Raw genomic sequence first — 24,879 nt, forward strand, 5'->3', positions numbered from 1 at the left:
CTCTGCTCCGGGACATTTCAGGCGTCCCGAGCATTGTCCGAAACCATGAGTTGTTTAAGTGTCCTTTACCTGCTCGACGGCTTCATGAGCAGCCTGCTGCGGGCCTTCTTGCTGTTTAGCCATTTTGCTGATTGCGATCGGCAACAACTTGGCGATCACCGGTAGAAGCGGTGCCAAAGGCAGTCCGGTACAGCTCGCCAGGAACTTTACCTGATCGCTGGTCAGGACACGCTGTACTTCTTCCGTGGTCAACGGCTGTGGCGGGCCGTTGCCCGTCCAGGACCGTGCCTTGTCACCTAGTCCGACATTATCGAACTGCTTGACGATGTGGGCGACACCCGCCTGACCGCCTTGTGATTCGAGCATTTTCGCCAACAGGCCTGCGATAGCATCTTCGCCGCCAGCCAATGCCATCGCCTTGGCTTTGAGGCCGCTTAAAAAGCCGCTCATGCTGCAACTCCAAAATTATGGACAGTAAGCAATAAAAAAGAACTCAAGCCTGAAGTCATAGCCGCGAATGAAGCCGTCATTGAATCCATGCCATCTCGATTTATTGGTGTTGAAGCATAAAACCGATCGGTCGCTGACATGTTGTCTCCAGCTCCGATCGCGAGCCGAGTTCTCTGATAAGCCCGAGCCTTATAAGAGCGTCATCTAAGCAAGACAACACAGTCCTGCCCTGGTCGGACATGGGCCGTCATACCGGGTCGTCGGCTCAGGCATCCAGACGAGCTTCGGAGACAACATTACATTCTCTGGCCAAAACTAATATTTCTGGCTATTGAGGACAAAGCCTACCATTCGGGATCAGATGGAATGACGCGCGTGGATCGCGCCGGAAACTAGTCGTGTAAGCGAGCCGGCCCGGTTTGCTCGCCGTGTCGTCTCGGCCGATATTCAATCGTTTCCGTTCGAATCGAGCGAGGGCGTTCCTGCATGATCCGTCGTCTCCTTGGGTTGTTCCTGATGTTCGCCGTGTCCAGCGCGGTCGGTCAGACGGTAATTTCTTCACGGCACCCGGCTGCAGCGCAGGTGGCCGAGGATAAGGGTGGCGCACCACCAGCTCCGGCGCCGGTAACGCCCGACGCTCTCGAATTTCAGCGCCTGTTGCTCAATACCGGGGGAAACAACGCGGAGGCCTGTCTCCGGTTCGGTGCGAAGCTGGATGATCGCAAAGCGGCGGATTACGCAGCGCGCCTGTCTCTCGTCCCGGCGGCAAAGCCGTCGGTCAGGATCGAAGGCAGCGATCTCTGCATAGGCGGCCTGGGTTTCGGCACCCGGCATGCCTTGACGGTGTCGGCGGGACTAGTCGGTGCGCAGGGCGAACGGCTCCGGACCGACCTGCATCTCACCGTGACCCTCGCCGACCGCCCCGCAACCGTTGCGATCGCGGGAGATGGCTACGTGCTCCCCAGGACGACGGCGACCGGCATCGAGATACAGACAGTCAATGTGAAGCGGGTCCGGCTGCGGGTTCTTCGGATGTCGCAGCAGCACGCGGTGGCGAGGACTGGGTCTGAGAGCGGCTACGGCAATGACCCCGTCAACCTGTCCACGACGTCCATGCACGGTTACGAGCTGGATGCGCTGCTGCAATCCGACCTGGTGCCGATCTGGCAGGGCATGATGGACGTGGACGGCGATCCGAACAAAACGGTCGTCACGGCCTTTCCGGTTGCCGGCGTGATCCACGATCAGCGCGCCGGGCTGTACCTCGTCACGGCCGAGGATGGCGATGCGCCCGCATCCCGCCTGGCCACCCGTCCCGACATCGCCGCACATTGGGTCAACGTCAGCGACATCGGGCTCAGCACGATCGAGGGACGGGATGGGTTGCATGTCGTCGCCCGCTCACTCGCCACCGCCTTGCCGATGCAGGGAGTGCGGATCGCGCTGAACGCGCATGGTGGCGACGTGCTGGGCGTCGCGGTCACGGATCGCGACGGCTCTGCTTCGTTTGCACCGGGGCTTGTCCGGGGCAAGGGTCCGGAAGCACCCGATACGATCGTCGCGACCGGCCTGTCGAACGACTTCGCGTCGATCCGACTCGGGACCTGGTTCGACTTCTCCGACCGCGGCGCGGAGGGGCATGCCGTCGCGGGGCCGGAACAGGCGATCGTCATGACGGAACGCGGCGTCTATCGGCCGGGCGAGATGGTGCAGACGACCTCCCTGCTGCGTAACCATCTTGGCGCCGCGATCGGCGACCAGCCGCTCGTGCTCGAACTCGACCGGCCGGACGGGATCGAGGAGCGGCGGATGACCCTGCCGGCGGCGGCGGAAGGCGGCTTCGTGGTGCCCGTCCCGCTGACAGGCAGCGCACCGCTCGGAACCTGGACGCTCCGCGCCTACGCCGATCCGACATCCCCCAGCATCGGCTCCGCCACCTTCGAGGTGCAGGATTTCGTGCCGCAGGTGCTCGGTGTCGAACTGGTGGCCGACCAGCCGGCGCTCCTGCCCGGCAGCACCGCCTCGGCGACGCTGACCGGACGATTCCTGTACGGGGCACCGGCTGCCGGATTGCATGGGGACGGCAGCATGCGCGTGCTGGTGGACCCATCACCGGTCCCGGGCGTGACCGGATACGCGTTCGGCCTGGCGTCCGAGACCCTGCCCGGCAAGGAGCAGAAGCTCGAGGTGCCGGACGCGGACGCGCTGGGGAAGTCGAAAATCGCAGTGTCGCCGACCGTGCCGGCGGGACTGTCGCTGCCGATGACGATTTCGGTAGAGGCCGGGATGCAGGATCCCGGCGGACGGTCGGTCACCAAGCGGATCATGATCCCTGTCAGGCGGACGCGCCCCCTCATCGGGTTGAAGGGGCACGATGCCGGCGGCGACGCGGTGCAGCAGACGGCAAAGGTCGAGATCGCGACCTTCGATCCGGAGGGCAAGCCCGTCGCCGTGCCGCACATGGCGTGGAGGGTCATCCGCGAAAACGACGTGTATGACTGGTTCGGCGGTGCGGGCGGATGGTCTTTCCACCAGACCACCATCGACGAGCCTATCTCACAGGGTACCGTCGACACCGGATCCGATGGCCGGGCGACGATTGCGCCGATGCTCGACCAGGCCCGCTATCGCATCGTCGTGACGGACACCGCCTCGGGCGCGGTCACGTCGACCGAGGTTCACGTCGGCTGGTGGGCGCCGGAACAAACGGACGCGGCTCCCGACCGGCTCGACGTGGTGGCGAAGGACAGCACCATCCCGGCCGGCGGCAGTACCGTGATCCACGTCGCGTCCCGCTTCGCCGGCGAAGCCCAGGTGACCATCGCCGGGGATCGCGTGTTCTCGACCCGTACGATCCACATACCGGCCGGCGGCACCGATATTCCGGTCACCGCGGATCCGGGCTGGGAGGGCGGGGCATATGCGCTTGTCACCCTCTACAGACCGCTGAAGCAGCCGGCCCGACCGCATGATCCCGTCCGCGCCGTGGGACTGGCCTGGATCGGCCTCGACGAAGCGTCCCACCGGCTGGATGTCTCGATGCAGGCACCGGACCTGGCGCTGCCGCGGCAACAGCTGCACCTGCCCGTCTCGGTGCGTGGCGCAGGGGCAAGCGGCCATGCACATCTGACGCTGGCTGCCGTCGACGAAGGCGTTCTGGGGATCACCTCCTACAAGCAGGCCGACCCGTTCGACCTGCTGTTCGGCAAGCACCGGCTCGGCATCGACACCACGGACACATACTCGCATCTCCTGGACGGATCGGCGCGGGCCGGACGCATCCGGGAGGGAGGTGACGAGGGATCGGGGCCGACAGGGCTGGCCGTCACCAGCACGCGGGTCGTGTCGCTGTTCTCCGGCGATGTGCTGCTGGACGCTATGGGACGCGGCGTGGTGACCCTGGACGTTCCGGATTTCGAGGGACGGTTGCGCCTGATGGCGACGGCCTGGTCGGCCGACGGCGTCGGATCGGCAACCGGCGGGACGACGATCCGTGATCCGGTAATCCCGGACGTCTCGCTGCCGCGCTTCCTCGCCCCGGGGGATACGGCGCGTGACACGGTCTCGATCGCCGACACCGACGGTGCCGATGGCACCTATGAGCTAGCCCTGGCCGCCACGGGAAGCGTGCGGATCGACGGAGCATCGACGTTCAAGACCGATCTTCGGCGCGGGCAGCGCCGGGAGTTCGCGATCGGGCTCGCCGGCACGACGGCGGGGATAGGCAGGGTGGTGGCGACACTGACCGGACCGGGCCTTCACCGGCACCCGCTCGTACGGGACTGGAGCATCGAGGTTCGCCCGGCCCATCTGCCGACGACGACCTCCACCATCGTTACGCAGGCCCCGGGCAAATCGTATCGCGCGGATCCCACGCTGCTTGCCGGCTACGACCCGGGCAGCACGACGATGACCATCGGATATTCCGGCTTCGGCGGGATCGATACGATCGGCTTGCTCCAGTCGCTCGAGGTCGGCGGCTGGGGCTCGTCCGAGGACCTCGCCGCGCAGGCATGGCCGCTCATCCATTTCAGGCAGCCGGGGCTGATGGGCCGGCTGCCGATACCGGGAGGTGCCACGGGCCGCGTCCAGACCGCGGTGGATACGCTCCTCGACCGCGAGGATGCCGGCGGCCGTATCGGCGAGTGGCACCTGAACGATGGCGGCACCCTGCCATGGACGCAGATCTACCTGGTCGATTTCCTGGGCCGGGCGAAGGAGGCCGGGTTCAGCGTTTCCAGGCCTGCGCTCGACCGCGCGCTGGACTGGCTGGAAGAGTCTCAGTTGCAAGGCGGCGTGCGGCAGAGCGACGACGACGCCGTGACACCGGCAACCCGCGCCTATGCCTTGTTCGTGCTGGCGCGCGCCGGACGCCTGGACGCCGGGGCGATCCGGACGATGCACGACGACCTGGCGTCCGGCTTGGGCAACGACAGAACGATGTTCGTCTGGGGCAGCCCGGGGGCGGAGGCGACGATCGCCGAACCGCTGGCACTCGGTCACATGAGTGCGGCGCTGGCATTGGCCGACCAGCATGATGCCAGCCGGGAGGGCTTCGGCTGGGCGGTCGCCAACCTCGGACCGGCGCGTGTCGGTCCGCCGCAGCTCCTGGACGGGGCCTACTGGATCTATGTGCGCGACCTTGCCGGGGTGACCGCACTAGCGGCCGATGCCCGTGACGACGAACTCGCCCAGCGGCTCGTCCAGCAATTCAACTTGATGGACTTGTCTCCGCCGCAGCTGAACGACCAGGAAAAAGCCGGCCTGCTCGGCGTCGCCGCAGCGATGGACCGGGATGATCCGGCGGTGCGCATCGCCGTGAACGGCAAGGAAGTGGCCGATCCGGTGCATCTCCCGCAGGCATTCACGCCGGACACGGACGACATCGCCAAGGGCTATACCGTGTCCAACACGGGGACCAGGCCGCTATGGCTGACGACCACGGTGACCGGAACGCCGACCCAGGCGCCACCGGCGACCGATACGGGCTATTCGGTTCGCGCCGAAGCGCTGACGATGTCGGGCGACCGCTTCGACACCAGGCACCTGCGCCAGAACGACAGGTTCATCGTCCTGGTCTCGGGCAGCGCCGATGGAGGAGATGTCCATCGCACGATCCTGGTGAGCATGCTGCCGGCCGGATGGGAAATCGAGAGCACGATCACCGATGGCCAGGACGGGTTCGACTTCCTGGGCGAGCTGACGCACGCGAAATCCGAGCAGGCCCAGGACGATCGCTTCGTGGCGATCTTCGGGACCGATCCGGATAAGGCCCGGGATACCGGTGTTTCTAAATCGCTGGGGCAAAATGAATACCGCCTGGCGTACGTGGTCCGGGCGGTGACACCGGGTTCGTTCATTCTGCCGGAGACGGTGGTGACGGATCGATATCGACCGACCATCACCGGACGGACCGCGGCCTCGAGGACGGAGGTGGCGCCCCGGTGAAATGGCGGGCCATCACGTCGGCGCTGACGGTCTGCACGCTGGGAGTCGTGGCACTGGATCGGGTGTTCCCACCCGACCTTTCGCGCTACCGCGCGGCATCGTTGTTCCTGCTCGACGACGAGGACCGGCTTCTGGACGGGCGTGTGTCGTCCGACGGCGCCTGGCGCATCCCGACGCGCCGTGCCGACATCGACCCGGGCTATGTCACGCTGCTGCTGCGAACCGAGGATCATCGGTTCGCGGACCATCCAGGCATCGATCCCTTCGCACTCGCCCGCGCGGCATACCAGTTGGCGGTGCGGTGGCGGATCGTGTCCGGGGGGTCGACCCTGGCGATGCAGACGGCGCGATTGCTGTCGCCGCATCCGCACGATGTCGCTGGAAAGATCAGCGACCTGGTGCGTGCCCTGCAGCTGGAGGCGCGTTACGGCCGCGCCGGCATGCTGGACATCTACCTCACGCTGGCACCGGAAGGCGGCAACGTCGAAGGGATCCGCGCAGCCTCCTTGCTCTATTTCGGCCATGAGCCGCAGCACCTGACCCTGCAGGAGGCGGCGCTGCTGGTAGCAATACCACGACGACCGGGAGCGCTGCGCCCGGACCGGCATCCCGACGCCGCAATCGCTGCGGCCGCCCGCGTCCTCGAGCGCTCCGGCCTGACCTGGGGCGGCGACACCGATCCGATCGGGCGCAGGCCGGTCTCGCACGACGCGCAAGCGCTGCTCGGCCATGAATGGTCGCTCGGCCGTCGAGGTATCGTGCGCACCACCATAGACGGCGGCCTGCAGCGCACCGCGAGGCGGATCATCCAGTCGATGGTTCCGCCGCCGAGAGGCGAGTTCGCGGCGCTGGTGACGAGGCGCAATCGCACCGTCGCCATCTGGATCGGCGGAGCCGGTCCGGCCGGCGACTGTCCGGGCTGCAGCGTCGACATGGTGACGGCCCGCCGGTCGCCGGGTTCGACCCTGAAACCGTTCGCCTACGGGATGGCGTTCGACCAGGGCACCCTCACCCCGGGCACCATCCTTCGGGACGAACGGATGGGGTTCTCCGGCTACACGCCGAGGAACTACGACCGGCTTTTCCACGGCGGCACCACTGCCACGGTCGCCCTTCAGCAATCGTATAACCTGCCGGCGGTCCAGGTGCTGCGCCTCGTCGGCCCGGCCCGGTTCGTCAGCACGCTTGCGAGCTGCGGCATTCATCTGGTTCTGCCGCGCGGCACGACCGCACCCGGCCTGCCGGTGATCCTGGGCGGGGCCGCGATCAGCATGCTGGACCTTGCCAGCCTCTACGGGGCGCTGGCGGAACACGGCATGGTCGAACCGGTCCGGGTCGAGCCAGGTCCCGCCGGCATCGGAAGGCCCGTCATGGGGCCGCGCGCCGCACGCCAGATCGTTGCAATCCTGCGTGGCACGCCGCCGCCGCCCGGCGTCACCGACTGGAGATCCCGCGGCATTGCGTTCAAGACCGGCACCTCCTACGGCCAGCGCGATGCCTGGGCCGCCGCCGCGACCCCGGACTGGACGGTGGTAACCTGGGCCGGGCGACCCGACGGCACGGCTTCGCCCGGCATCACCGGGCGGGAGACCGCGGCTCCGCTGATGGCACGCCTGCTCGACGTGCTTACCCTCGCCGATGGGAGAATTGCGGAAGCGGGTGCGCCTGTGGAGCGCCTGGGGGACCTCTCGCCTGCCTTGCAGCGGCTCGGCCAGGATGACCGGCCGCGGATCCTGGCGCCGTCGCCGGGATCGAGTGTCGAGGGCAGCGGCGATGGTGGACGCATGCAGCCGGTCGGACTGGAAGCGTCTGGCGGCACGCCCCCCTATCGCTGGATCGTCGACGGATCCCCGGTCGTGGTGCTGCCGGGTGGAATGCCCGCCTGGCGACCGGACGGACCCGGCTTCGCCCACGTGGCGGTCATCGACGCGAACGGACGCAGCGGTGCAGCCAACGTGCGGGTGAGATAGGGCGATCGGGTGAATGCGTCTTACCCGCACTCAGATGCGGCGGTTGAAGAGGGTGACGGGTTCCCGCAGACGATAGAGCCTGGCCTTCCGGCCGCCGGTCTCCGAGGTTTCGTCGATAGCAACTCCAGGCCGGTCACCTTGCGTCGGAACGAGCTGACATCGATCGATGGCACGCCGAGTGCAATCTCTAGGTCTCGCGCAGTTCTGTCAGGGTAAATCGATCAGGCAGGAAGCGGGCGGGCAACGTCGACTAGGTGAACCCACCTCAGTGGTGCCCACCGCCGGACTCGAACCGGCACGCTCGTACGAACTGCGGATTTTAAGTCCGCTGCGTCTACCATTCCGCCAGGCGGGCAGCCGGCGCGTAGACTAATCGGATCCCGGCCTCAGGTCATCCCGTCCGCAGCAACGCGGGACCATTCTGCTTGAGCCAGGCCTCGGCGTGAGCGCGATGCGGGGTCAGCAGTTCGACCAGTGCCCAGAAGCCGCGCCCATGATCGAGGTGGCGCAGATGGGCCAGCTCGTGCGCCACGACGTAGTGCTGGATCTCGGGGGGCGCCATCACCAAGCGCCAGCTGAACATCACCACCTTGTCCGACGAGCAGCTGCCCCAGCGTGTCGAGGTATCCTTGATGGCCAGCCGGCTCGGGATCAGGTCGGTGCCGGCATCGGGTCCGGCGCCAATGACGGCCGCGAGTTTCGCCAGGCGCAGGCGGGCCTCGGCGCGCAGGAAATCGCTTAGGCGCCGCGGCAGGAACGCGTGTTCCCCGCTGATCCGGATCTCGTCCGCCTCGACCCAGACGCCGCGCCTGGCCTCCGGGGAGTGCCTGATCACGTGCGGCCGGCCATCGAGCAGGACCACGGCGCCCTCGTCGAACGCAACCACCTTGGGCAACGCCGCGAGGCGGCCGGCAACCCACTCGGCATGGATGCGCAGGAGCGCCAGCCCGCCCTCGCGGCTCGCCCGCGGCGGCAGCGTGACCACCACCATGCCGGCGCGAGGGTCGATCCGCAGCGAGATGCGCCCTGCGGTGCGGCATCGGCGCCAGCGCACGGGCAGGTCGCCGGTGGGGAAACGGAGCAGTTCCAGCTGGGGTGGTGGTGCCACGGCAGCCCGGCTGCGCGGCTGCGCCGCCTGGAAGGGACGGCGCGTCGAGGCGGCCGTCACCGCTTGCCGCTGTTCGAGCCGGAGGCGACGATGGTGAAGCGCGGCTGGACCGCAGGTGCCCCCGACGACGCAGGCCGGACCGGCCGGGGGGCACGACCCGGCCATTCGACCACATGGTCCTCGAGCGGGCCGGCCTTGCGCTCGTCGATGGCGCGCCCGCGCACCGAGACGCCGGCCTCGTGCACGGTATCCGGCCGTCCGGACACCAGCGGATGCCACCAGGCAAGCCCGCGACCTTCGGCCACCCGGCGATACCCACACGATGGCGGCAGCCAGTCGATCTCATGGACCGCGGCGGGTGTCAGCTGGACACAATCGGGAACCTTGGTCTGCCGGCGGGGATAGTCGGCGCACCCGCAGCTATTGGTGTCGAGCAGGCGGCAGGCGACGTTGGTGTGGAGGATCTCGTCGGTATCCTCGTCGCGCAGCTTGTGCAGGCAGCAACGACCACAGCCGTCGCACAGGGATTCCCACTCGACGGTGGTCATCTCCTCGAGGGGCTTGGTCTTCCAGAACGGCGCCGGCGCTCGCATGGCCTCAAGCTTACGTGGTCCCGGCTCGATAAGGAAGCAGCCGGACGCCTATGCCAGTCGCAGCAGAGCTGCCAGGTCGATCGCCGCCGTCAGCAGCCAGCCCAGCATCAGAGGCGGCCCGAGCTGAGGCAGCCAGACCAGGCGCAGCATGGCAGACCGTCCGGCGCCGAGACCCGCCGCCGCCCGCACCTGTCCAGCCGGCATGCGGATCAGGGCAGCCAGCACCGGCAGAAGCATGACCGGCAGCGTTCCGCCGATGAGCCGCGCGACGATGCGCAGCGCGTGCCATCCGGCGCCCGGATGCAGCCCGGGCAGCAGGACGAGGAGCAGCCTGGGCCAGATCGCCAGCGCTGCGGCCGGGAGCAGCAATGCGAGCGCCACCTGGCGGACCAGGATCAACGATCGCCGTGGTGCGCCGGCGAGGGATGCCGCGACGACGATCCCGAGGACAGCTGAGCCCGCCAGTGCTGCGGGCAGGATACCGTCGAAGCCGGGGCGGTGCAGGAAGACAAGCCAGTGCATCCCTGGTTCAGCTGTCGATCCAGGCGTCGAAGCGGCTCTTGATCTGGTCGAGGTGCGTCGCCCAGAAACTGTCATCCTCGACCAGCGCGTTGCGGAGATGCTCCGTCGTGGCGGGACTATCGTCGGGCAGGGCCTGGTCCGGCGGAAATATGCCCTGGACGACGCTCACTGCCGGGTAGCGCCCGACAAAGTCCGCCTGTCGGGACGGATCGTTCATGAAGCCGAGCAACTGCCGGACGCGGCCGAGGCGATCGACCGAGGCCTGGGTATCCGGGGCAGAACCGGCCGCGCCGGCGGGCTGTGGCCGGCCGGGAATGGCCCAGCTCAGCATCATGCTGATGCTCTGTTGCCACTGGATCCCGAAGTCGCGATGCCCGACCAGGTTGGCGGCAGCAACCTCGCTGTTCGGCGCGCTGGTCATCAGAACGGCGCCGGATTCGATGATCTGCACGGCCTGGGCCGGGGTGTCCCACCAGACCACGTACGGTTTGAGCTGGTCGAGCTTGCGGAAGGCGCGATCCACCCCGTCCGACGTCGCGAGCGTGCGATAGATGTCGTCCGGTGCCACGCCGTCGGCCAGCAACGCGATTTCGAGCGTGCCACGCGGGTCGCGCCGGAGTCCGCGCTTGCCGGGCCGGCGGGCGACGTCCCAGAACTCCGCCCAGCTCGGCGCGGTGTCGATCCTGCTCTTGTCCCAGGCCAGCACCTGGTCGGTCCGCAGCGCGCCCATCCCGCACTGGCTGACGGCATCGCCGGTCAGCCGGTTATGGTCGGTGGGCGACAAGCCGGCGATTCCGCCCGGGTCGATCGGCAGGAACAGGCCCTGCTGGCAGGCGATCAAAACCGAGCTGTTCTCCATCAGGACGAGATCGCCGAGGGACGAGGTGGTTCCGAGCCGCGCCCGGTTCTGCAGGGTCGTCAGCAGCCCGTCCCAGCTGTTGAGCCGGATGCCGATGTGGCTCGCGGTCGTGAAGGGCGCGAAGAACGCCTTCTGCTGTGCGTCCTGGAGGGCGCCGGCCAGCGACGCGATCACCAGAGGCCGCACCGCCGGCTCCTTCTGGCGGTCCGCGGCATGCGCTACGCCGGCCATGCAGGCCACCAGACAGAAGCCGGCATGAAGCAGGGTTCGCCCAGTGCTGGCACGCCAAATCCTGGTGCGCAGGGCAAGAATCGGGGCTATCCTCGCGACGAAGCGTCCAATGCGGTCATCTGCGGAGGCGATATCAGTCAGGGATCTGTCTCGGCACGGACGTGGTGATGACCGGATCGTCAGTGGATGGGCTCCGGCTGAAGCCTCGATGACCACACCGCGTGGGCGCCGGGCATGGCAGACACAATCCTAGAACAATATGTGACTGGCTGGAACAGCGGCCCGTCCCGATGGCGCAAGACGGGCTAGGCCGAGGGAGCCAGGAAGACCGTCGCCTGGTGCGGCTGCCAGGCCAGCATCGCCGGACGATCGGGTCGCAATTCCGTGGCCAGTGCTGCCGGCGGACGCCGAACCAGCACCTCGCTTCCATCCTCGAGCCTGAAGCGCAGGCGCAAATGGTCGCCGAGATGGACGGCTTCCAGCAGGGTCGCAGGCAGCGAGGCGGTCCCGATCTCGAGGCCGGGGCGGCTCAGGAAGGCGGTGGCAATTCGCTCCGGCCGCACGCACAGCACGCAGGCAGCACCCTCCTGCAAGGGCTCGCCCGGTTCGCCTTCCATCTCGTAGCCCGAACTGAGCCGCACCATGGCGCCTTCGTCATCGACCCGGATCACCCGTCCGGTCAGCAGGTTGGCGTCGCCCATGCGGCTTGCCACCGTCGGGTCGGCCGGGCGATCGAGCAGCGTGACGGCGGTGCCGACCTGATGCAGGCTGCCATCATCCAGCACGCCGATCTCGTCGCCGAGCAACAGTGCTTCCTCGCGGTCGCCGGTGGTCAGCAGGACGGTCAGCGAGCGGGCGCGCACGAGCCGTCGCAGCATGCGTTGCAGCGCCTGGCGAGGCTCCGGTTCCAGGGCAGCGAACGGATCCGTCAGCAGCAGCAGGCGCGGGTCGAACACCAGGGCGCGCGCGATCATCGTGCGGACGCGGGCGGCCTGGTCCAGATGCGCCGTTCGAAGATCCGCCAGCGCCTCGAGACCGAGCAGCGCCAGGGCCTGATCGACCTTGCCGGATCGCTCGCCGGAGCTCATGCCGCGGACACGGAGTGGGAATCCGATATTGCCCCGCACGCTGAGGTGCGGGAACAATGGATGTTCGATCGAAACGATACCGAGGCGTCGTTCGAGAGTGGTCATGCTGCCGGCATCCAGTCCGTCCAGCAGGATGCGGCCGCTGCTGGGGGTCGTGGTGCCACCGATGACGTCGAGCAGGAGCGAGCCACCGGCGTTGCGGGTGCCGAGCAGCGCAAGGCATTGCCCCGGAAGCAGCGTCAGCGTGACCTCACGAAGCAGGCCGCCCTGGCGACCGGGTGCGAGCACGCTGACGCTATCGACCTGCAGACGCGGCATGGAGTTGTCAGCCGGCCGGATCATTGACGTAATGCAACTTGCCGGGCTGCACTACGTTCGTCAGCCCTGTCACGGAAGGATACGGCCATGAGTTTCTCCAAGAAGGTCTCGGACAAGGTGAAAGATGTCTCTGGAGATACCCAGGACCAGCTACAGAGTCTGCGGGAGCAGGTGGAACAACTCCTGAACGACCGTGTCACCCCGGCAATCGCCGGCGCCGCGGGCAAGGCTGAGTACGCTGTCCATTCTGCCAAGGACCTTACCAATACACAGGTCGAAAACGTTTCGGCACAGGTTCGTAGCCAGCCGCTGATCGCGATCGGGATTGCCGCCGGCGTCGGTTACCTGCTGGGGCGGATCGCACGATGAGTGCGCCCGAATGAGGGCCGTCGATCTTACGAAGATCGCTGCCTCGGCAGAGGCCTTGCGGCTGCGACGACACATGTTCCGCCTCGTTCGGCAGGCAGGCTTCCTCGCGATTGCAGGCATATTCGGCTTTTTTGCCCTGATCTCCCTGCACGTGGTGCTGTGGACGTTATGTTACGGCCCCTGGGGCACGGGCAAGGTGTGGGCATCGGTCATCGTTCTTGCGGTGGACGTGATCGTGGCCGGCATCCTGTTGATGTTCGGCCGTGGCAAGCTTCCCGATCCGATCGAAGTCGAGGCCCGCATCACGCGTGACCGCTCGCTTTCGGAGCTTCGAAGTGCACTGGCCATGACCGCCCTGGCCGGGACCGTTACCGGGCCTGCAGGCCGCCTGGCTGGCCGGACGGCTTGGAAGGCTTTTCGTGGCTTGCTTCCCGGCAGCAAGCGTCGTCGCAGATAATTGATAGGCATGCCTGGTTCGTTACCGTGAGCCAGGCATGCCGCCTTCATGAGTAGTGCTTCCGGGCCCCTGCCTCGTCCAGCAGGCGTTGTTCACGACGGTCGAATTGCTGCCTGATCAACTGGTCACGTTGATCGATCAGGGTCTCCACGGTGCGGACACCCGAACGCGCCAGGTTCAGAATGGCGCGGGCGTGATCGAGCGTGGTGGTCGCATCGTGCTGCACCTGATGGGCCTGCCTGATGGCGTGCCGTCCGAGCGGTAGCCACCGCGCGAACGTCTCGACCGCATCGTCGCCACCCTCCAATTTCATTGCCAATCGCATCTCGTTTGCAAGCACATCGCCAGCCTGCTCGGTGCGATCTGAGGCCTGACGCTCTACCCGGTAGGCTTCGGCGACCGCCTTCCTGGCATCGTCCAGCGTGGCTTGACGGACACGTAGCAGCGTCCCGAGCGGATCGGGTTTCATACCGGGTCCTTCATCGTCATCGCATCCGCCAGGGCGTCAAAGCTATCCTCGATCGACGTATGGTCGTTGCGGGACTGGTGCAGCACTGCCTCTATCCGCGGAGCCAGTGCCACCGCCTCGTCCACGGCCGGATCGTTGCCGGCCTTGTAGGCACCGAGCCGGACCATGTCCGCCATGTCGGCGTAGAGGGCCAGCAGCGCCCGGGCCCGTCGTGTCAGGGCGTTCTCGGCATCGCTGTTGCAGCCTGGCACTGACCGGGAGAGCGAACGCAGCACGTCGATCGCCGGATAGCGGCCGGTTTCGCCGATCCGGCGATCCATGACCACGTGGCCGTCCAGTATGCCACGCACGGCATCGGCCACCGGTTCGTTGTGGTCGTCGCCCTCGACCAGCACGGTGAACAGCGCCGTGATATGGCCGGGCGGCCGGTCCGGCAGCAAGGGACCGGGCCCGGCTCGTTCCAGCATGCGGGGGAGCTCGGCGAACACGCTGGGCGGATAGCCTCGCGTGGCAGGTGGTTCACCGGCGGAGAGGCCGATCTCCCGGAGTGCCAGGCAGAAGCGGGTGACGCTGTCCATCAGCAGCAGGACGGACTTGCCCTCGTCGCGGAAATGCTCGGCGATCGTCATCGCGGCATAGGCGGCTTCGCGGCGCATCAACGGCGGACTGTCCGAGGTCGCGACCACCACCACTGAACGTGCAAGCCCGGCTGCACCCAGATCGTCCTCGAGGAATTCGCGCACCTCGCGACCGCGTTCACCGACCAGGGAAATCACTGCCACATCGCACGCTGTATGGCGCGCAAGCATGGACAGCAGGGTCGACTTGCCGACGCCCGAACCGGCGAACAGGCCGAGCCGCTGCCCGGTGCGACAGGTCGTGAAGCTGTTCAGCACCCTGACGCCGAGATCGAGGCGTGGCCCGAGCCTGGCCCTCGTCGTGGCTTCGGGTGGGGCTGCACGCAGCGGTCGCGGGTGCGGGCCGGGTGGCAACGGTCCCTTGCCGTCGAGCGCCTGTCCCAGCGGATCGATCACCCGGCCGAGCCACGCAGCGGAGACGGCAAGACTGCCCCCGGCCGATATGTTGGTGCCGCCGAAGCCGATATCGGCGGAGCTTCCCGGCCCCAGACCTTCAAGATCCCCGAACACCATGGCGGTGGAACGACCGTTGCGAAAGCCGACGATTTCCGCCGCGACGGTTCGTCCACCGCGTGCGCAGAGCTCGATTCGGTCGCCGACCGCGACATGTGGATCCAGCCCCGCCAGTTCGACCGACAGACCAGAGACCCCCGCCACCCGGCCCCGGATGTAGGCCGGTGGCATGGACGCCAAGCCATTCCGGATGGATTCGAGATAGTGCGCCATCATCAGCATGCGTACTCCGTGGCTTGCCTGTCGATCGTTCGTAAAAAGCGATGCTCCGACAGGATTCCAGCACAGGAACATTAACGAGACGTCTACCCCGGGATTAATGCGTGATCGTAATAGAAAGAGCTTGTGTTAATACACGTATAGGTAGTAATGGTTGTTAACCAAAACCTGGAGTAGTGAACATGAGGATCCTCCTCGTCGAAAGCGATGCTAACGCTGCGCAGAGCCTGACCCGCCTTCTGCAAAATGCCGGCTTCATGGTCGACCAGACGGACCTGGGCGAAGAGGCGCTAGAGATGCTCCGCCATTACGATTACGATCTGGCCTTGCTGGACCTGTCCCTGCCGGACATGGACGGCAGCGAACTCGTTCGTCGCATGCGCCACGCCCGCTACCCAATCCCGGCCCTCGTGCTTGCCAACACGACGCAGCCCTCGGCACGGATCCGCGCATTCGCCGCCGGGGCCGACGATGTGGTCAGCAAGCCTTATGACCAGGGTGAGCTCATCGCACGTGTGCAGGCTATCCTGCGCCGAAGCCGGGGACACAGCTCGCCGTTCCTGCAGATCTCCAACCTGCGGCTCAATCTCGACAGTCGCGAGGTCAGTGTCGGTGGCCGTGCGGTCCACTTGACCGGAAAAGAGTATGCAATCCTGGAGCTCCTGGTTCTGCGCAAGGGCTCGGTCCTGACCAAGGATGCATTCCTCAATCACCTGTATGGCGGCATGGACGAGCCGGAGATGAAGATCATCGATGTGTTCATCTGCAAGCTTCGCAAGAAGCTACAGCTGGCCGGCGCGGGCAACCTGATCGGCACGATCTGGGGAAGAGGCTACATCCTTCGGGACGATATCGCCGCCACGACCGTCCCCGCCGTCGAATCGCTTGCCCTGATGGGATCGGCCATCCTGTCCGCAGCCTGAGACGGCGGCTGGGGGACATGGCTGCCGTGCCATCGATCCAGCCGGCTACGACTTGCGCGGCAGCCGCTGGTCTTACACATGAGCGGTAGTCGGCGTCTGCGCGTGCAACCCTCAGGCGTCGACCAGGCTGGTCGACGTGGGGCGGACGAACATCGTCACCCTGCGCCGGCCATCCGATCCTGCGCGGACATGTCAGACGGTGAATTGCTCGACGATGATGCGTTCGGACAGGCTCTGATCCGGGTCGAATAGAACGATGGTTTTGAGGCTTCGGTCTTCGCTGACGGCGACCGACACCACGTCGCGCACCTCGGTAAAATCGGCCACCGCCGCCACCGGGCGTTTGTCGCCCTCGAGGATCTGGAACTCGACATCGGCTGAACTCGGCAGCAAGGCGCCACGCCAGCGTCTTGGCCTGAAGGCGCTGATCGGGGTCAGGGGCAGCAGCTCGGCGGAAAGCGGCACGATCGGGCCATGTGCCGACAGATTATAGGCCGTCGATCCGGCCGGGGTCGAAATCAGCACGCCGTCGCAGACAAGTTCGGGAAGCCGGACGCGTCCATCGACGATGATGCGGATCTTGGCCGCCTGCCGGGTCTGGCGGAACAGGAAGACGTCGTTCAGCGCGAGCGCTTCCTCGACCAGGCCGGACTGCGTTACCGCATGCATCCGGAGCGGGTGCAGCACGGCTGCCTGTGTACGAACCAGCCGGGCGGGAAGATCATCCTCGATCAGCGGGTTCATCAGGAACCCGACCGAACCACAATTGATACCGTAGACCGGCGTATTGGTCAGCAGAACCGTGTGCAGTGTCTCGAGCATGAAGCCGTCGCCGCCTAAACAAACCACGACTTCCGCCGAGGTCACCGGAACGTTGCCATAGCGGCTGACGAACCGCGCGAGGCATTCCTGCGACAGCTGGTTCGGTGCCGCGACGAACGCGATCCGGGACAGGATCGTCTCTGGCGACCAGAGCGCCGCTCGCGGTTCGGTGGACCAGACAGGCTGGCTCACAGCAGGCGCCGATGGTCCATGACGGGTATTCCGGCGCGGACGCGTGCGGTGCGATCCTGATCCACGGAGCCGGTCGTCCAGCCGATCCCGGTGGAGGCCTGGGCCGTCACGGTACCCCAAGGATCGACGATCATCGAATGCCCATGGGTCAGGCGCGTGTGGCCGTCCGCGTCGTGATGTGCCCCGACGGTTCCCGCAGCGGCCAGCCAGCATTGCGTCTCGATGGCGCGCGCCCGGAGCAGCGTTTCCCAGTGCGCCTCGCCCGTCTCGGCGGTGAATGCGGCCGGCAGGATGATCAGCTCCGCGCCTTCCTGCCGGAGACGGTGGAACAGTTCGCCGAACCGGATGTCGTAGCAGATCGCCAGACCAAGCCGCAGCTCGCCGAAGCTGCCGGCGAGCGGGACCGTCACCACGTCGTTTCCCGCCAGGTAGGTGTCGCTCTCGCGATAGCCGACCCCGGAAGGCGTAATGATGTCGAACAGATGGATCTTGCTGTAACGGGCAATCAGCCGCCCTTCAGGATCGAACAGCAGGCTGGTGTTCAGGAGCTTCCCACCGGCGCGTTCGCCGATCGAGCCGCCGTGGACATGAATGCGATTGGTGATCGCGACCTGTCTCAGGAACCGGAACGCGTCGCCACCCTCTTGGTCGGACCCCGGACCGGGGATGATCTCCGCTGCCTCGAACTTCGTGTCGCGACTGCCGCCCAGGCAGGTCCAGATCTCAGGCAATACGATCAGATCGGGCCGGTCGCTGGCGATGCACTCGGCGATCAAATGGCTCGCCTGCGCGATATTCTCGGATTTGACGTGACCGGGCGACATTTGGATGACGCTGATGCGCACGGACCTTGGCTCCTCGACATGCCGACTGCGGGAGTGACCCTGATCCGCGCGACTATGCGTCACCCTGCATGCGAGCTCAATCGGGCAGCTTGTCCGTAGGCTGCGGAACCAGGTCCAGCAGATCGTCCGGCACGGGTTCACTTAGGGCATCTTCGTACCGGCGCTGCAGGGTCGTCTGCAGCCATACGTCGAACAGCGGAGCCAAGGGGATCACGCTGCCCCTGTTCTCCCCAATACAGCCATGTGCCGATGTCATCATGCGAAGAGAGCGCGTTTGGACAGTCATGGTTTCAGCATGGGAGCAATACAAAATCCCGTGCAGAATAGCCGTGACGGCAACCGTGAGTTCAGGAGGTCAGCTGGACAGGGCCCTGGCGATCCGATCGACATCTTCCGCTGCCGGCGTGTTGGGATGCCGGGTCAGCAGCGTCGTTTGCCGGCGTATCGCATCGGCGACGTGGCCATCCCGCCTGATGATGCCGGCCAGCACCGGCGCATGGCCGAGAAAAATGGTGCAAGCCCGGGCAAGTGCCTCGTATGTCCGACGGCCGCTGGCCTGGCTTCCGGCCTGGTTGATGACAAGGCGCACGTCCGCCGGGGTGGGCATCGGTCCGGCGGACGAATCGTTAGTGTAACGAGTTGCCCGGTCTCGCGCCTGCAGTTTCAGGACCGCATAGGCGTCGGTCAGCGCGGTCGGCTCATCGGTCGACAGGACCACCAGCGTGTCCACGAAAGCTGCCATGAACCGCGCGATCGGATCGATGCCGGCACCCAGGTCCAGCAGCACCGTATCGTAGCTGTGCAACTGGCGGACGGAACGGAGCAGCCGATCCAGCAATCCGAGGTCCAGCGTGGCGAGCGATGCGGCACCGGAGCGTCCGGGCAGGATGTCGAACGCGGCGTCCGGGCGTTCGGCCGATCGATGGCGGACGATGACCTGCGCCAGCTGCATTCGCCCGGACAGGACCGCCGACAGATCGTGCTTCGGGGTCAGGCCAAGCTGGATGTCGACGTTCGCCAACCCCAGGTCGCCGTCGACCAGCAGCACCTTGTGGCCGCGAAGCGCCATGCTCTGAGCCAGGGAGATCGCCAGCCAGGTCTTCCCGACCCCGCCTTTTCCGGATGCGATGGCAATCAGGTGGGGTAAAGACCTGTGTGGCCGACCAGCGTCCTGCACCGGGAGCTGCAGCATTGCCGTCATGGGTTCGTCTTCCATTGGGACAGGCGGCTCGTGCCTGCCTGTGCAGCGATGTGCAGTGCGAGTGCACTTCCGATTGGCTCGTCCCGGATGGCCCGAAGAGGTGCCTGGACGAAAACAGAGGGTGCCGAAGCGGCCTGCGTCATGAATTTGTCCGGTGCGATCGCACCGAGGCGCGCGGCGATCAGCGCGGGCGTGAACCGGGTCAATCCGTCGGCGATCCCGCTGCCGATCCCGGCCTCGGTCAGGGCGAGATCGGCCTCGTGGGCGGCGGCGAGCAATCCGCCCAGCCGGCCGTTGCGGTCGAGCCTGGCCGCAACCAGCAGTTCCGCGCCGATCCTCGCGTGCGCCACGGCGATCTCGGCCGCCTCCGCGTAATCGAGGCCTGCAGGCAGCACCAGTCCGATCCGTGCACCGGACGCGGCGACCAGTCCGACCAGCAGTTCTTCCTGCACCGGATCCAGCAGATCGAGCCCGGGTGCATCGATCAGCACCGGCGAAAGCGGTTCGCGGCGGCTCAGGGCGCGCTCGATCATGTCCGGCCGGCCTGCCGCGATCAGGGTCAGCCCGAGCAACCGGGTGAAGGCAGCGAGCTGCTCGACAGCACCGGCCCGCTGCTCGTCGGCGGTGATGACGAGCGGCCGATGCCCTTCCATAACCAGGCGTGCCGCGAGCTTGGCGATCGTGAGCGTCTTGCCTGCGCCAGGCGGACCCGCCAGCAGCAGGGGCGGCGCGTCCGCATCGAGCGGCAGCCTGGTGAAACGGAACAGGCGGCTGCAGCTGGTTTCCAGCGGAGCCTGCCGAAGTGCGGTGAGCAGGAACGGCGGCAGGCCATGCCGGCCGAGCCCGTCGCCTGGGTGCATCCCGATGACGGGATCGGGCTGAAGCTCCATCCTCGACGACACCGGAAGGTCCGGCTCGTCCTCCGGTTCGAGAGCCGCGGTGACATGGACGAGACCGTCTTCGCTCCTGGTGCCGAGGATCAGCGCATCGAGCCCGAGTTCGCTGCGCACCTGTGCCATCGCAGCCGCCAGCGTCGGTGCCCGGAATATCCTAATATGCACGGAGATTGCTCCAGCATGTCGGGATCAGGCGGTGCACGATGCTCATATCGTCCCGATCGTCCGGATCCGTGCACGCGGGAAGATCTCGGACTGGGCCAGCACCGGTGTCGCCGGGCGCAGCCGTTCGACGATCGCGCGGACCGGTGCGCGTATGCCGCTGCTGGTGAGCACGACGGGAGATTCGCCGACCGATGCCGCAGCATCGAGTGCGGCACGCAGGCGAACGATGAACTCGTTCAGCCTGCTGGGTGGCATGGCCAGCTGCCGATCCTCCGCCGGTCCGACGAGGCTGTTCAGGAACGTCTCTTCCCACTCGATCGACAGCGAGATCAGCGGGATGTAGCCGCCACTGCCGATCAGCGCGTCGCTGATCTGCCGCGCGAGCCGCACACGTACATGCGCCACCACCGACGGAATCGCCCTCAGCCCGGCGCCACATGCCTCCTGGATGCCCTCGAGGATGGTCGGCAGGTCGCGGATCGAGATCCGTTCCGACAGCAGCGCCTGCAGGATGCGCTGCACCGCGCCCATCGAGATCTGCGAGGGGATGAGGTCGGCGACCAGCTTCTGTTGCTCACGCGGCAGATCGTCGAGCAGCTTCTGGGTTTCCGAATAGGACAACAGCTCGGCCATGGTTTCGCGAACCGTCTCGGTCAGGTGCGTGGTCAGGACGCTGACCGGATCGACCACGGTGCAGCCACGGAACATCGCTTCCTCGCGGTGTGCGGCATCGATCCACAGTGCGGCCAGCCCGAATGCCGGCTCGGTGGTTTTTTCTCCCGGCAGATCGGGCACGCCGCCGCGCGGGTCCATCACCAGAAAGCGCGTCGGCCGTAACTCGCCCTTGCCGGCCTCGATCTCCTTGATCCGGATCGAGTAGCCATCCGAGCCGAGCTGCATGTTGTCCTGGATACGCACCGGCGGCAGCACGAACCCCATTTCCGTGGCGATGGTGCGGCGGAGCGCGCGGATCTGCTCGGTCAGCCTGGGCTGGTCGCCACCGGCGAGCGGCAGCAGGCCGTAGCCGAGCTCGAGCCGGATCATGTCGATCCGCATCGCCTCGGCGATCGGCGGCTCGGACGGCGCGGTGGTCACGATCGCCGCCGCCTCGTCCTCGGCGTCGGTGCGGATCGGATTGCGATGGCGCATCCAGGCCGCACCGCCGGCCAGCCCGCCAAGCACCAGGAACGGCAGCGCCGGCAGTCCCGGCATCAGCGCCAGTACCGCCGCAGCGCCCGCTGCCATGGCCATCGGCTTCGGGTTGCCACCGAGCTGGCGGACCAGGGCGACGTCGGCGGCACCCTCGGTTCCGCCCTTGGTCACCACGATGCCGGAGGCGGTCGAGACCAGCAGGGCCGGGATCTGCGACACGAGCCCGTCGCCGACGGTCAGCGTGGTGAAGGTGGCTGCCGCGTCGCTGAAGGCCATCCCGTGCCGCAGCAGCCCGATCGCCAGCCCGCCGATGATGTTGATGACGGTGATCAGCAGCGAGGCGATCGCGTCGCCGCGCACGAACTTCGCGGCACCGTCCATGGCGCCGTAGAAGCCGCTTTCCTCCTCGAGTTCGCGACGGCGCACACGCGCCACCTTGTCGGTGATGGCGCCGGCGGACAGCTCGGCATCGATTGCCATCTGCTTGCCCGGCATCGCATCAAGGCTGAAGCGGGCTGCGACTTCGGCGATCCGGCCGGAACCCTTGGTGATGACCATGAAGTTCACGATCAGCAGGATGGTGAACAGGATCAGGCCGATCACCACGTCGCCGCCCATCAGGAACCCGCCGAACGCCGCGACGACATGGCCTGCGGCGAGCGGTCCCTCGTTGCCGTGGCTGAGGATGAGGCGGGTGGTCGCGACCTCGAGCGACAGACGCAGCAGCGTGGTCAAAAGCAGCAGCGTCGGAAAGCTGGTGAAATCCAGCGGGCGCTTCAGGAACAGGGCGACCATCAGGACCAGCACCGAGGCGGTCACCGAAAGGGCCAGCCCGAGATCGAGGATGAGGGTCGGCAGCGGCAGGATCAGCACGGACAGCAGCGCCACCACCGCCAGGGCGAGGCCCACGTCGGTCCCGGGCAGATAGCTCCGCCACCGTCCGGACAGGATGGCGAACCTGGGAAGCCACAATGCCGGTCTGCCAGCGGTGGTGGCGTCGCTCATGCGTCAGGCCGCCACGCCGGTATTGACCGGGGCGCCGAGCCCGGCCAGCGGACGCGGCACCGGAACGCCGTGATCGGCGTAGTCGCGCAGCTTGTTGCGCAACGCGCGGATCGAGATGCCGAGAATGGTCGCCGCGTGCGTCCGGTTGCCGGCGGTGCTGTAGAGCGTTTCAAGTATCAGCGCCTGTTCGACGTCGTCCATGCGACGGCCGACCAGGCCGGAGATGCCGCGCGAGGCGTCGAGCGTCTCGGCCTGGTTCGGCAAGGCGGCAGCTTTCGGCTGGCCCGGCAGTGCAGGAAGGCCGAGGTCCGCAGGCTCGATGATCGGCCCCTGGGCCAGCAGAATGGCCCGGTGCATGATGTTCTCCAGTTCGCGAACATTGCCGCGCCAGGAATATGCCACCAGGCAATGCAGCGATGCCTCGGACAGCAGCGGCGGCTCGATGCCGTTGGCCTGGGCATAATGGCGCGCGTAGTGGGCGGCCAGCACCGCAATGTCGCCGGGCCGTGCTCGCAGCGGCGGGATCTCGATTCCAACGACATTGAGGCGGAAATAGAGGTCCTCGCGGAAGCGTCCTGCGGCAGCCTCCGCGGCCAGTTGCCGATTGCTTGTCGCCAGGATGCGGACGTTGACCCGGACCGGGGTCTGGCCGCCGAGCCGGTCGATCTCGCGTTCCTGGATCGCCCGCAGCAACTTGGCCTGCAGCCTGATATCCATTTCGCTGATCTCGTCGAGCAGCAAGGTGCCGCCTTCCGCCGACTCGAACCGGCCGATCCGACGGGCGATGGCACCGCTGAAGGCGCCCTTCTCGTGCCCGAACAGTTCGGATTCCAGCAGATGCTCCGGGATCGCGGCACAGTTCAACGCGATGAACGGACCTTCGGCGCGACGCGAACGGCGATGGATATGCCGGGCCACGATCTCCTTGCCGGTCCCGGATTCACCGGTGATCAGAACCGATGCGTCCGACCGGGCAACCTGCTCGGCGGCACGGACGGTTGCGAGCATCACCGGATCCCGCGCGATCAGCACATGGCTTTCGCCGGATGCCGCTTCCAGCATGGCGGCGATCAGCTCGGGGTCCGGCGGTAGCGGCAGGAAATCCTGTGCCCCGTCCCGTACCGCACGAACCGCCGCATCGGGGTCGTCCTCCGCGCCGCAGGCGATCACCGGCACACTGATGCGTTCACGGATCAGGCCCTGCACCAGGTCCGCAATCGGAAGCCCGAGTTCGCACAGGACGAGCTTGAAGCGCGCATCGCGTCGCAGCCGCGCCAGGCCCGCAACGACATCGTCGGCCTGGTCGAGCTGCGCGCCTCTTGCGGCCGCGATTTGCGCCGCCTTGCCAAGCTCACCGCCCAGCGACCCGATGATCAGGACGCGCATTTCGTCCAGGCGAGGCCGGTGGTTGCGGGAACCGTCATGATCAGAATCCCCGTTCCGACTTGATGATCTCGGTCATCGTCACGCCGAGCCGGTTGTCGTCGACCATGACTACCTCGCCGCGGGCGATCAGGCGGTTATTCACATAGATGTCGATCGCCTCGCCAAGCTTGCGATCCAGTTCGACCACGGCACCGCGGCCCAGCTTGAGCAGCTGGCTCACCTGCATGGTCGACTTTCCCAGGACGGCGCTGACGGTGACCGAGATGTCGTAGACCGCCTCGAGATCCTGCGCGTTTCGGGGGACGCCATTGTCCTGCAGTGCAGGTGACTCCGCGAGCTCGGTCAGATCGAGTTCATTCGCCATCATGGTGTTCCTTGAGCGGTATCGATCGGGGAGAGTCCGCCGGGCGCAGGGCCGGCATGATCAGGTCTCGAACTTTGGCGCACAGGGCGTTCGTGTCGCGCACCATGATGCCGTCCTGCCAGCGCACGCTGACATCGCCGGGCAGCATGCTGTCCGATCCGATCCAGTCGATGACGGCATGCCCGTCCGCGAGCAGGCCGGTTGTATCCTCCGCCAAGGATTCGAGCAGCGATGGATGCACGCGAACGGTCAGGCGCGGCTCGCGGCACATCGCCGGAACCAGCAGGCGCAGCAGAGCCTGCACCTCGTCGTGCCCCTGCGAGGCGGCAAACGACGGCAGTACGGCCGCCACCATGGCAAGGAGCGTATCCGCCGTCGCAGTGGCGGCCTCCGTGGCAATCCGTGACAGATCCGTGCGGGCGGTGCCGAGCGCATCGGCCACCCGGACCAGGGCATCCGCCCTGCGTGCCGTCATGCCGAGCTCGGCGGCATGACGCTCGAGTTCGCGTCCGTCCTGCTCGGCCTTCTCGGTCGCCTGCCGCAGGTCGGTCAGGCTGAAGCTCGGTTCCACGACGACGACGGGCGAGGGCGGTGGTGCCGGCAGTGCAGTCGCGGCAGGCAGCGGAGCATCGAAATCCTCCGCATACAGCACACCGGACAGGGAACGGTGCCTCAT

At 66.7% G+C, this 24,879-nt stretch carries 22 protein-coding genes and 1 tRNA gene; 5 read left to right on the forward strand and 18 right to left on the reverse strand.

Annotation, left to right across the window (positions count from 1 at the left end):
* Window positions 1–54 precede the first annotated feature (54 nt).
* Window positions 55–450, reverse strand: a complete 396-nt coding sequence (locus HN018_RS00340) for a YidB family protein (protein ID WP_171837193.1) — start codon at window positions 448–450, stop codon at window positions 55–57.
* Between the two features lie 486 nt (window positions 451–936).
* Here HN018_RS00340 and HN018_RS00345 point away from each other — a divergent pair, with 486 nt between their 5' ends.
* Window positions 937–5,898: an alpha-2-macroglobulin family protein gene (locus HN018_RS00345; protein WP_171837192.1), complete on the forward strand. Its 4,962-nt coding sequence runs from the start codon at window positions 937–939 to the stop codon at window positions 5,896–5,898.
* The gene (locus HN018_RS00350) at window positions 5,895–7,868 is read left to right on the forward strand and encodes a transglycosylase domain-containing protein (RefSeq protein ID WP_171837191.1); all 1,974 of its coding nucleotides are present in this window, start codon (window positions 5,895–5,897) and stop codon (window positions 7,866–7,868) included. Before HN018_RS00345 ends, HN018_RS00350 begins: the two co-directional genes overlap by 4 nt.
* 269 nt (window positions 7,869–8,137) lie before the next feature.
* Here the strand turns inward: HN018_RS00350 and HN018_RS00355 are convergent.
* The 6 genes from HN018_RS00355 to HN018_RS00380 all read right to left on the reverse strand — a co-directional run bounded on the left by HN018_RS00355 (window position 8,138) and on the right by HN018_RS00380 (window position 12,587).
* Window positions 8,138–8,223: transfer RNA gene (locus tag HN018_RS00355), tRNA-Leu, on the reverse strand.
* 36 nt (window positions 8,224–8,259) lie between these two features.
* Window positions 8,260–9,036, reverse strand: a complete 777-nt coding sequence (locus tag HN018_RS00360) for a M48 family metallopeptidase (protein WP_239478902.1) — start codon at window positions 9,034–9,036, stop codon at window positions 8,260–8,262.
* Window positions 9,033–9,569, reverse strand: a complete 537-nt coding sequence (locus tag HN018_RS00365) for a YcgN family cysteine cluster protein (protein WP_171837189.1) — start codon at window positions 9,567–9,569, stop codon at window positions 9,033–9,035. The genes HN018_RS00360 and HN018_RS00365 overlap by 4 nt, the downstream gene beginning before the upstream one ends.
* A gap of 48 nt (window positions 9,570–9,617) precedes the next feature.
* Window positions 9,618–10,091 carry an ABC transporter permease subunit gene (locus HN018_RS00370; protein ID WP_171837188.1) on the reverse strand — a complete coding sequence of 158 codons (474 nt, stop codon included), beginning with the start codon at window positions 10,089–10,091 and terminating at the stop codon, window positions 9,618–9,620.
* Between the two features lie 7 nt (window positions 10,092–10,098).
* Window positions 10,099–11,181 carry an extracellular solute-binding protein gene (locus tag HN018_RS00375; RefSeq protein ID WP_171837187.1) on the reverse strand — a complete coding sequence of 361 codons (1,083 nt, stop codon included), beginning with the start codon at window positions 11,179–11,181 and terminating at the stop codon, window positions 10,099–10,101.
* Between the two features lie 305 nt (window positions 11,182–11,486).
* Entirely contained in the window at window positions 11,487–12,587 is a 1,101-nt protein-coding gene (locus HN018_RS00380) for an ABC transporter ATP-binding protein (protein ID WP_171837186.1), read from the reverse strand.
* 87 nt (window positions 12,588–12,674) lie between these two features.
* Between HN018_RS00380 and HN018_RS00385 the strand changes: the two genes are divergently transcribed.
* Together HN018_RS00385 and HN018_RS00390 are read left to right on the forward strand one after the other, a co-directional pair.
* Window positions 12,675–12,956, forward strand: coding sequence for a DUF883 family protein (locus tag HN018_RS00385; RefSeq protein ID WP_171837185.1), 282 nt, complete (start codon window positions 12,675–12,677; stop codon window positions 12,954–12,956).
* A gap of 73 nt (window positions 12,957–13,029) precedes the next feature.
* Entirely contained in the window at window positions 13,030–13,413 is a 384-nt protein-coding gene (locus tag HN018_RS00390; RefSeq protein WP_171837184.1) for a phage holin family protein, read from the forward strand.
* A 46-nt stretch (window positions 13,414–13,459) separates the two neighbouring features.
* On the opposite strand, the gene HN018_RS00395 is transcribed toward HN018_RS00390, so the two are convergent.
* Window positions 13,460–13,882, reverse strand: a complete 423-nt coding sequence (locus HN018_RS00395) for a flagellar export protein FliJ (RefSeq protein ID WP_171837183.1) — start codon at window positions 13,880–13,882, stop codon at window positions 13,460–13,462.
* Window positions 13,879–15,249 carry a flagellar protein export ATPase FliI gene (fliI, locus tag HN018_RS00400; protein WP_408886814.1) on the reverse strand — a complete coding sequence of 457 codons (1,371 nt, stop codon included), beginning with the start codon at window positions 15,247–15,249 and terminating at the stop codon, window positions 13,879–13,881. The genes HN018_RS00395 and fliI overlap by 4 nt, the downstream gene beginning before the upstream one ends.
* Before the next feature lie 185 nt (window positions 15,250–15,434).
* Between fliI and HN018_RS00405 the strand changes: the two genes are divergently transcribed.
* A complete protein-coding gene (locus HN018_RS00405; RefSeq protein ID WP_171837182.1) occupies window positions 15,435–16,175 on the forward strand; it encodes a response regulator transcription factor in 741 nt (246 codons plus the stop codon).
* Between the two features lie 192 nt (window positions 16,176–16,367).
* Here the strand turns inward: HN018_RS00405 and HN018_RS00410 are convergent, their stop codons facing one another.
* The 9 genes from HN018_RS00410 to HN018_RS00450 all read right to left on the reverse strand — a co-directional run bounded on the left by HN018_RS00410 (window position 16,368) and on the right by HN018_RS00450 (window position 24,879).
* Window positions 16,368–17,129: an NAD kinase gene (locus tag HN018_RS00410; RefSeq protein WP_171837195.1), complete on the reverse strand. Its 762-nt coding sequence runs from the start codon at window positions 17,127–17,129 to the stop codon at window positions 16,368–16,370.
* A 56-nt stretch (window positions 17,130–17,185) separates the two neighbouring features.
* Window positions 17,186–18,034: a carbon-nitrogen hydrolase family protein gene (locus HN018_RS00415; RefSeq protein ID WP_171837181.1), complete on the reverse strand. Its 849-nt coding sequence runs from the start codon at window positions 18,032–18,034 to the stop codon at window positions 17,186–17,188.
* A gap of 76 nt (window positions 18,035–18,110) precedes the next feature.
* Window positions 18,111–18,248, reverse strand: coding sequence for a NepR family anti-sigma factor (locus HN018_RS00420; RefSeq protein WP_172443413.1), 138 nt, complete (start codon window positions 18,246–18,248; stop codon window positions 18,111–18,113).
* A 141-nt stretch (window positions 18,249–18,389) separates the two neighbouring features.
* The gene (locus HN018_RS00425; protein WP_171837180.1) at window positions 18,390–19,235 is read right to left on the reverse strand and encodes a nucleotide-binding protein; all 846 of its coding nucleotides are present in this window, start codon (window positions 19,233–19,235) and stop codon (window positions 18,390–18,392) included.
* Window positions 19,232–20,296, reverse strand: a complete 1,065-nt coding sequence (locus tag HN018_RS00430; protein ID WP_171837179.1) for a flagellar biosynthesis protein FlhF — start codon at window positions 20,294–20,296, stop codon at window positions 19,232–19,234. The genes HN018_RS00425 and HN018_RS00430 overlap by 4 nt, the downstream gene beginning before the upstream one ends.
* A 42-nt stretch (window positions 20,297–20,338) precedes the next feature.
* A complete protein-coding gene (gene flhA, locus HN018_RS00435; RefSeq protein WP_171837178.1) occupies window positions 20,339–22,453 on the reverse strand; it encodes a flagellar biosynthesis protein FlhA in 2,115 nt (704 codons plus the stop codon).
* A gap of 3 nt (window positions 22,454–22,456) precedes the next feature.
* Window positions 22,457–23,839, reverse strand: coding sequence for a sigma-54-dependent transcriptional regulator (locus tag HN018_RS00440; protein ID WP_171837177.1), 1,383 nt, complete (start codon window positions 23,837–23,839; stop codon window positions 22,457–22,459).
* A gap of 40 nt (window positions 23,840–23,879) precedes the next feature.
* Window positions 23,880–24,203: a flagellar motor switch protein FliN gene (gene fliN, locus HN018_RS00445; RefSeq protein ID WP_239479365.1), complete on the reverse strand. Its 324-nt coding sequence runs from the start codon at window positions 24,201–24,203 to the stop codon at window positions 23,880–23,882.
* Window positions 24,193–24,879, reverse strand: a complete 687-nt coding sequence (locus tag HN018_RS00450; protein WP_171837175.1) for a FliH/SctL family protein — start codon at window positions 24,877–24,879, stop codon at window positions 24,193–24,195. Before HN018_RS00450 ends, fliN begins: the two co-directional genes overlap by 11 nt.

This window comes from Lichenicola cladoniae (genome assembly GCF_013201075.1).
GTDB lineage: Bacteria > Pseudomonadota > Alphaproteobacteria > Acetobacterales > Acetobacteraceae > Lichenicola > Lichenicola cladoniae.

Coding starts and splice junctions, on each gene's coding strand:
- HN018_RS00375 (WP_171837187.1), bottom strand. CDS start 11,181: ATGGCCGGCGTAGCGCATGCCGCGGACCGCCAGAAGGAGCCGGCGGTG.
- fliI (WP_408886814.1), bottom strand. CDS start 15,249: ATGATGGCGCACTATCTCGAATCCATCCGGAATGGCTTGGCGTCCATG.
- HN018_RS00440 (WP_171837177.1), bottom strand. CDS start 23,839: ATGCGCGTCCTGATCATCGGGTCGCTGGGCGGTGAGCTTGGCAAGGCG.
- HN018_RS00390 (WP_171837184.1), top strand. CDS start 13,030: ATGTTCCGCCTCGTTCGGCAGGCAGGCTTCCTCGCGATTGCAGGCATA.
- HN018_RS00405 (WP_171837182.1), top strand. CDS start 15,435: ATGAGGATCCTCCTCGTCGAAAGCGATGCTAACGCTGCGCAGAGCCTG.
- HN018_RS00425 (WP_171837180.1), bottom strand. CDS start 19,235: ATGACGGCAATGCTGCAGCTCCCGGTGCAGGACGCTGGTCGGCCACAC.
- flhA (WP_171837178.1), bottom strand. CDS start 22,453: ATGAGCGACGCCACCACCGCTGGCAGACCGGCATTGTGGCTTCCCAGG.
- HN018_RS00345 (WP_171837192.1), top strand. CDS start 937: ATGATCCGTCGTCTCCTTGGGTTGTTCCTGATGTTCGCCGTGTCCAGC.
- HN018_RS00370 (WP_171837188.1), bottom strand. CDS start 10,091: ATGCACTGGCTTGTCTTCCTGCACCGCCCCGGCTTCGACGGTATCCTG.
- HN018_RS00365 (WP_171837189.1), bottom strand. CDS start 9,569: ATGCGAGCGCCGGCGCCGTTCTGGAAGACCAAGCCCCTCGAGGAGATG.
- HN018_RS00395 (WP_171837183.1), bottom strand. CDS start 13,882: ATGAAACCCGATCCGCTCGGGACGCTGCTACGTGTCCGTCAAGCCACG.
- fliN (WP_239479365.1), bottom strand. CDS start 24,203: ATGGCGAATGAACTCGATCTGACCGAGCTCGCGGAGTCACCTGCACTG.
- HN018_RS00450 (WP_171837175.1), bottom strand. CDS start 24,879: ATGAGGCACCGTTCCCTGTCCGGTGTGCTGTATGCGGAGGATTTCGAT.
- HN018_RS00385 (WP_171837185.1), top strand. CDS start 12,675: ATGAGTTTCTCCAAGAAGGTCTCGGACAAGGTGAAAGATGTCTCTGGA.
- HN018_RS00340 (WP_171837193.1), bottom strand. CDS start 450: ATGAGCGGCTTTTTAAGCGGCCTCAAAGCCAAGGCGATGGCATTGGCT.
- HN018_RS00380 (WP_171837186.1), bottom strand. CDS start 12,587: ATGCCGCGTCTGCAGGTCGATAGCGTCAGCGTGCTCGCACCCGGTCGC.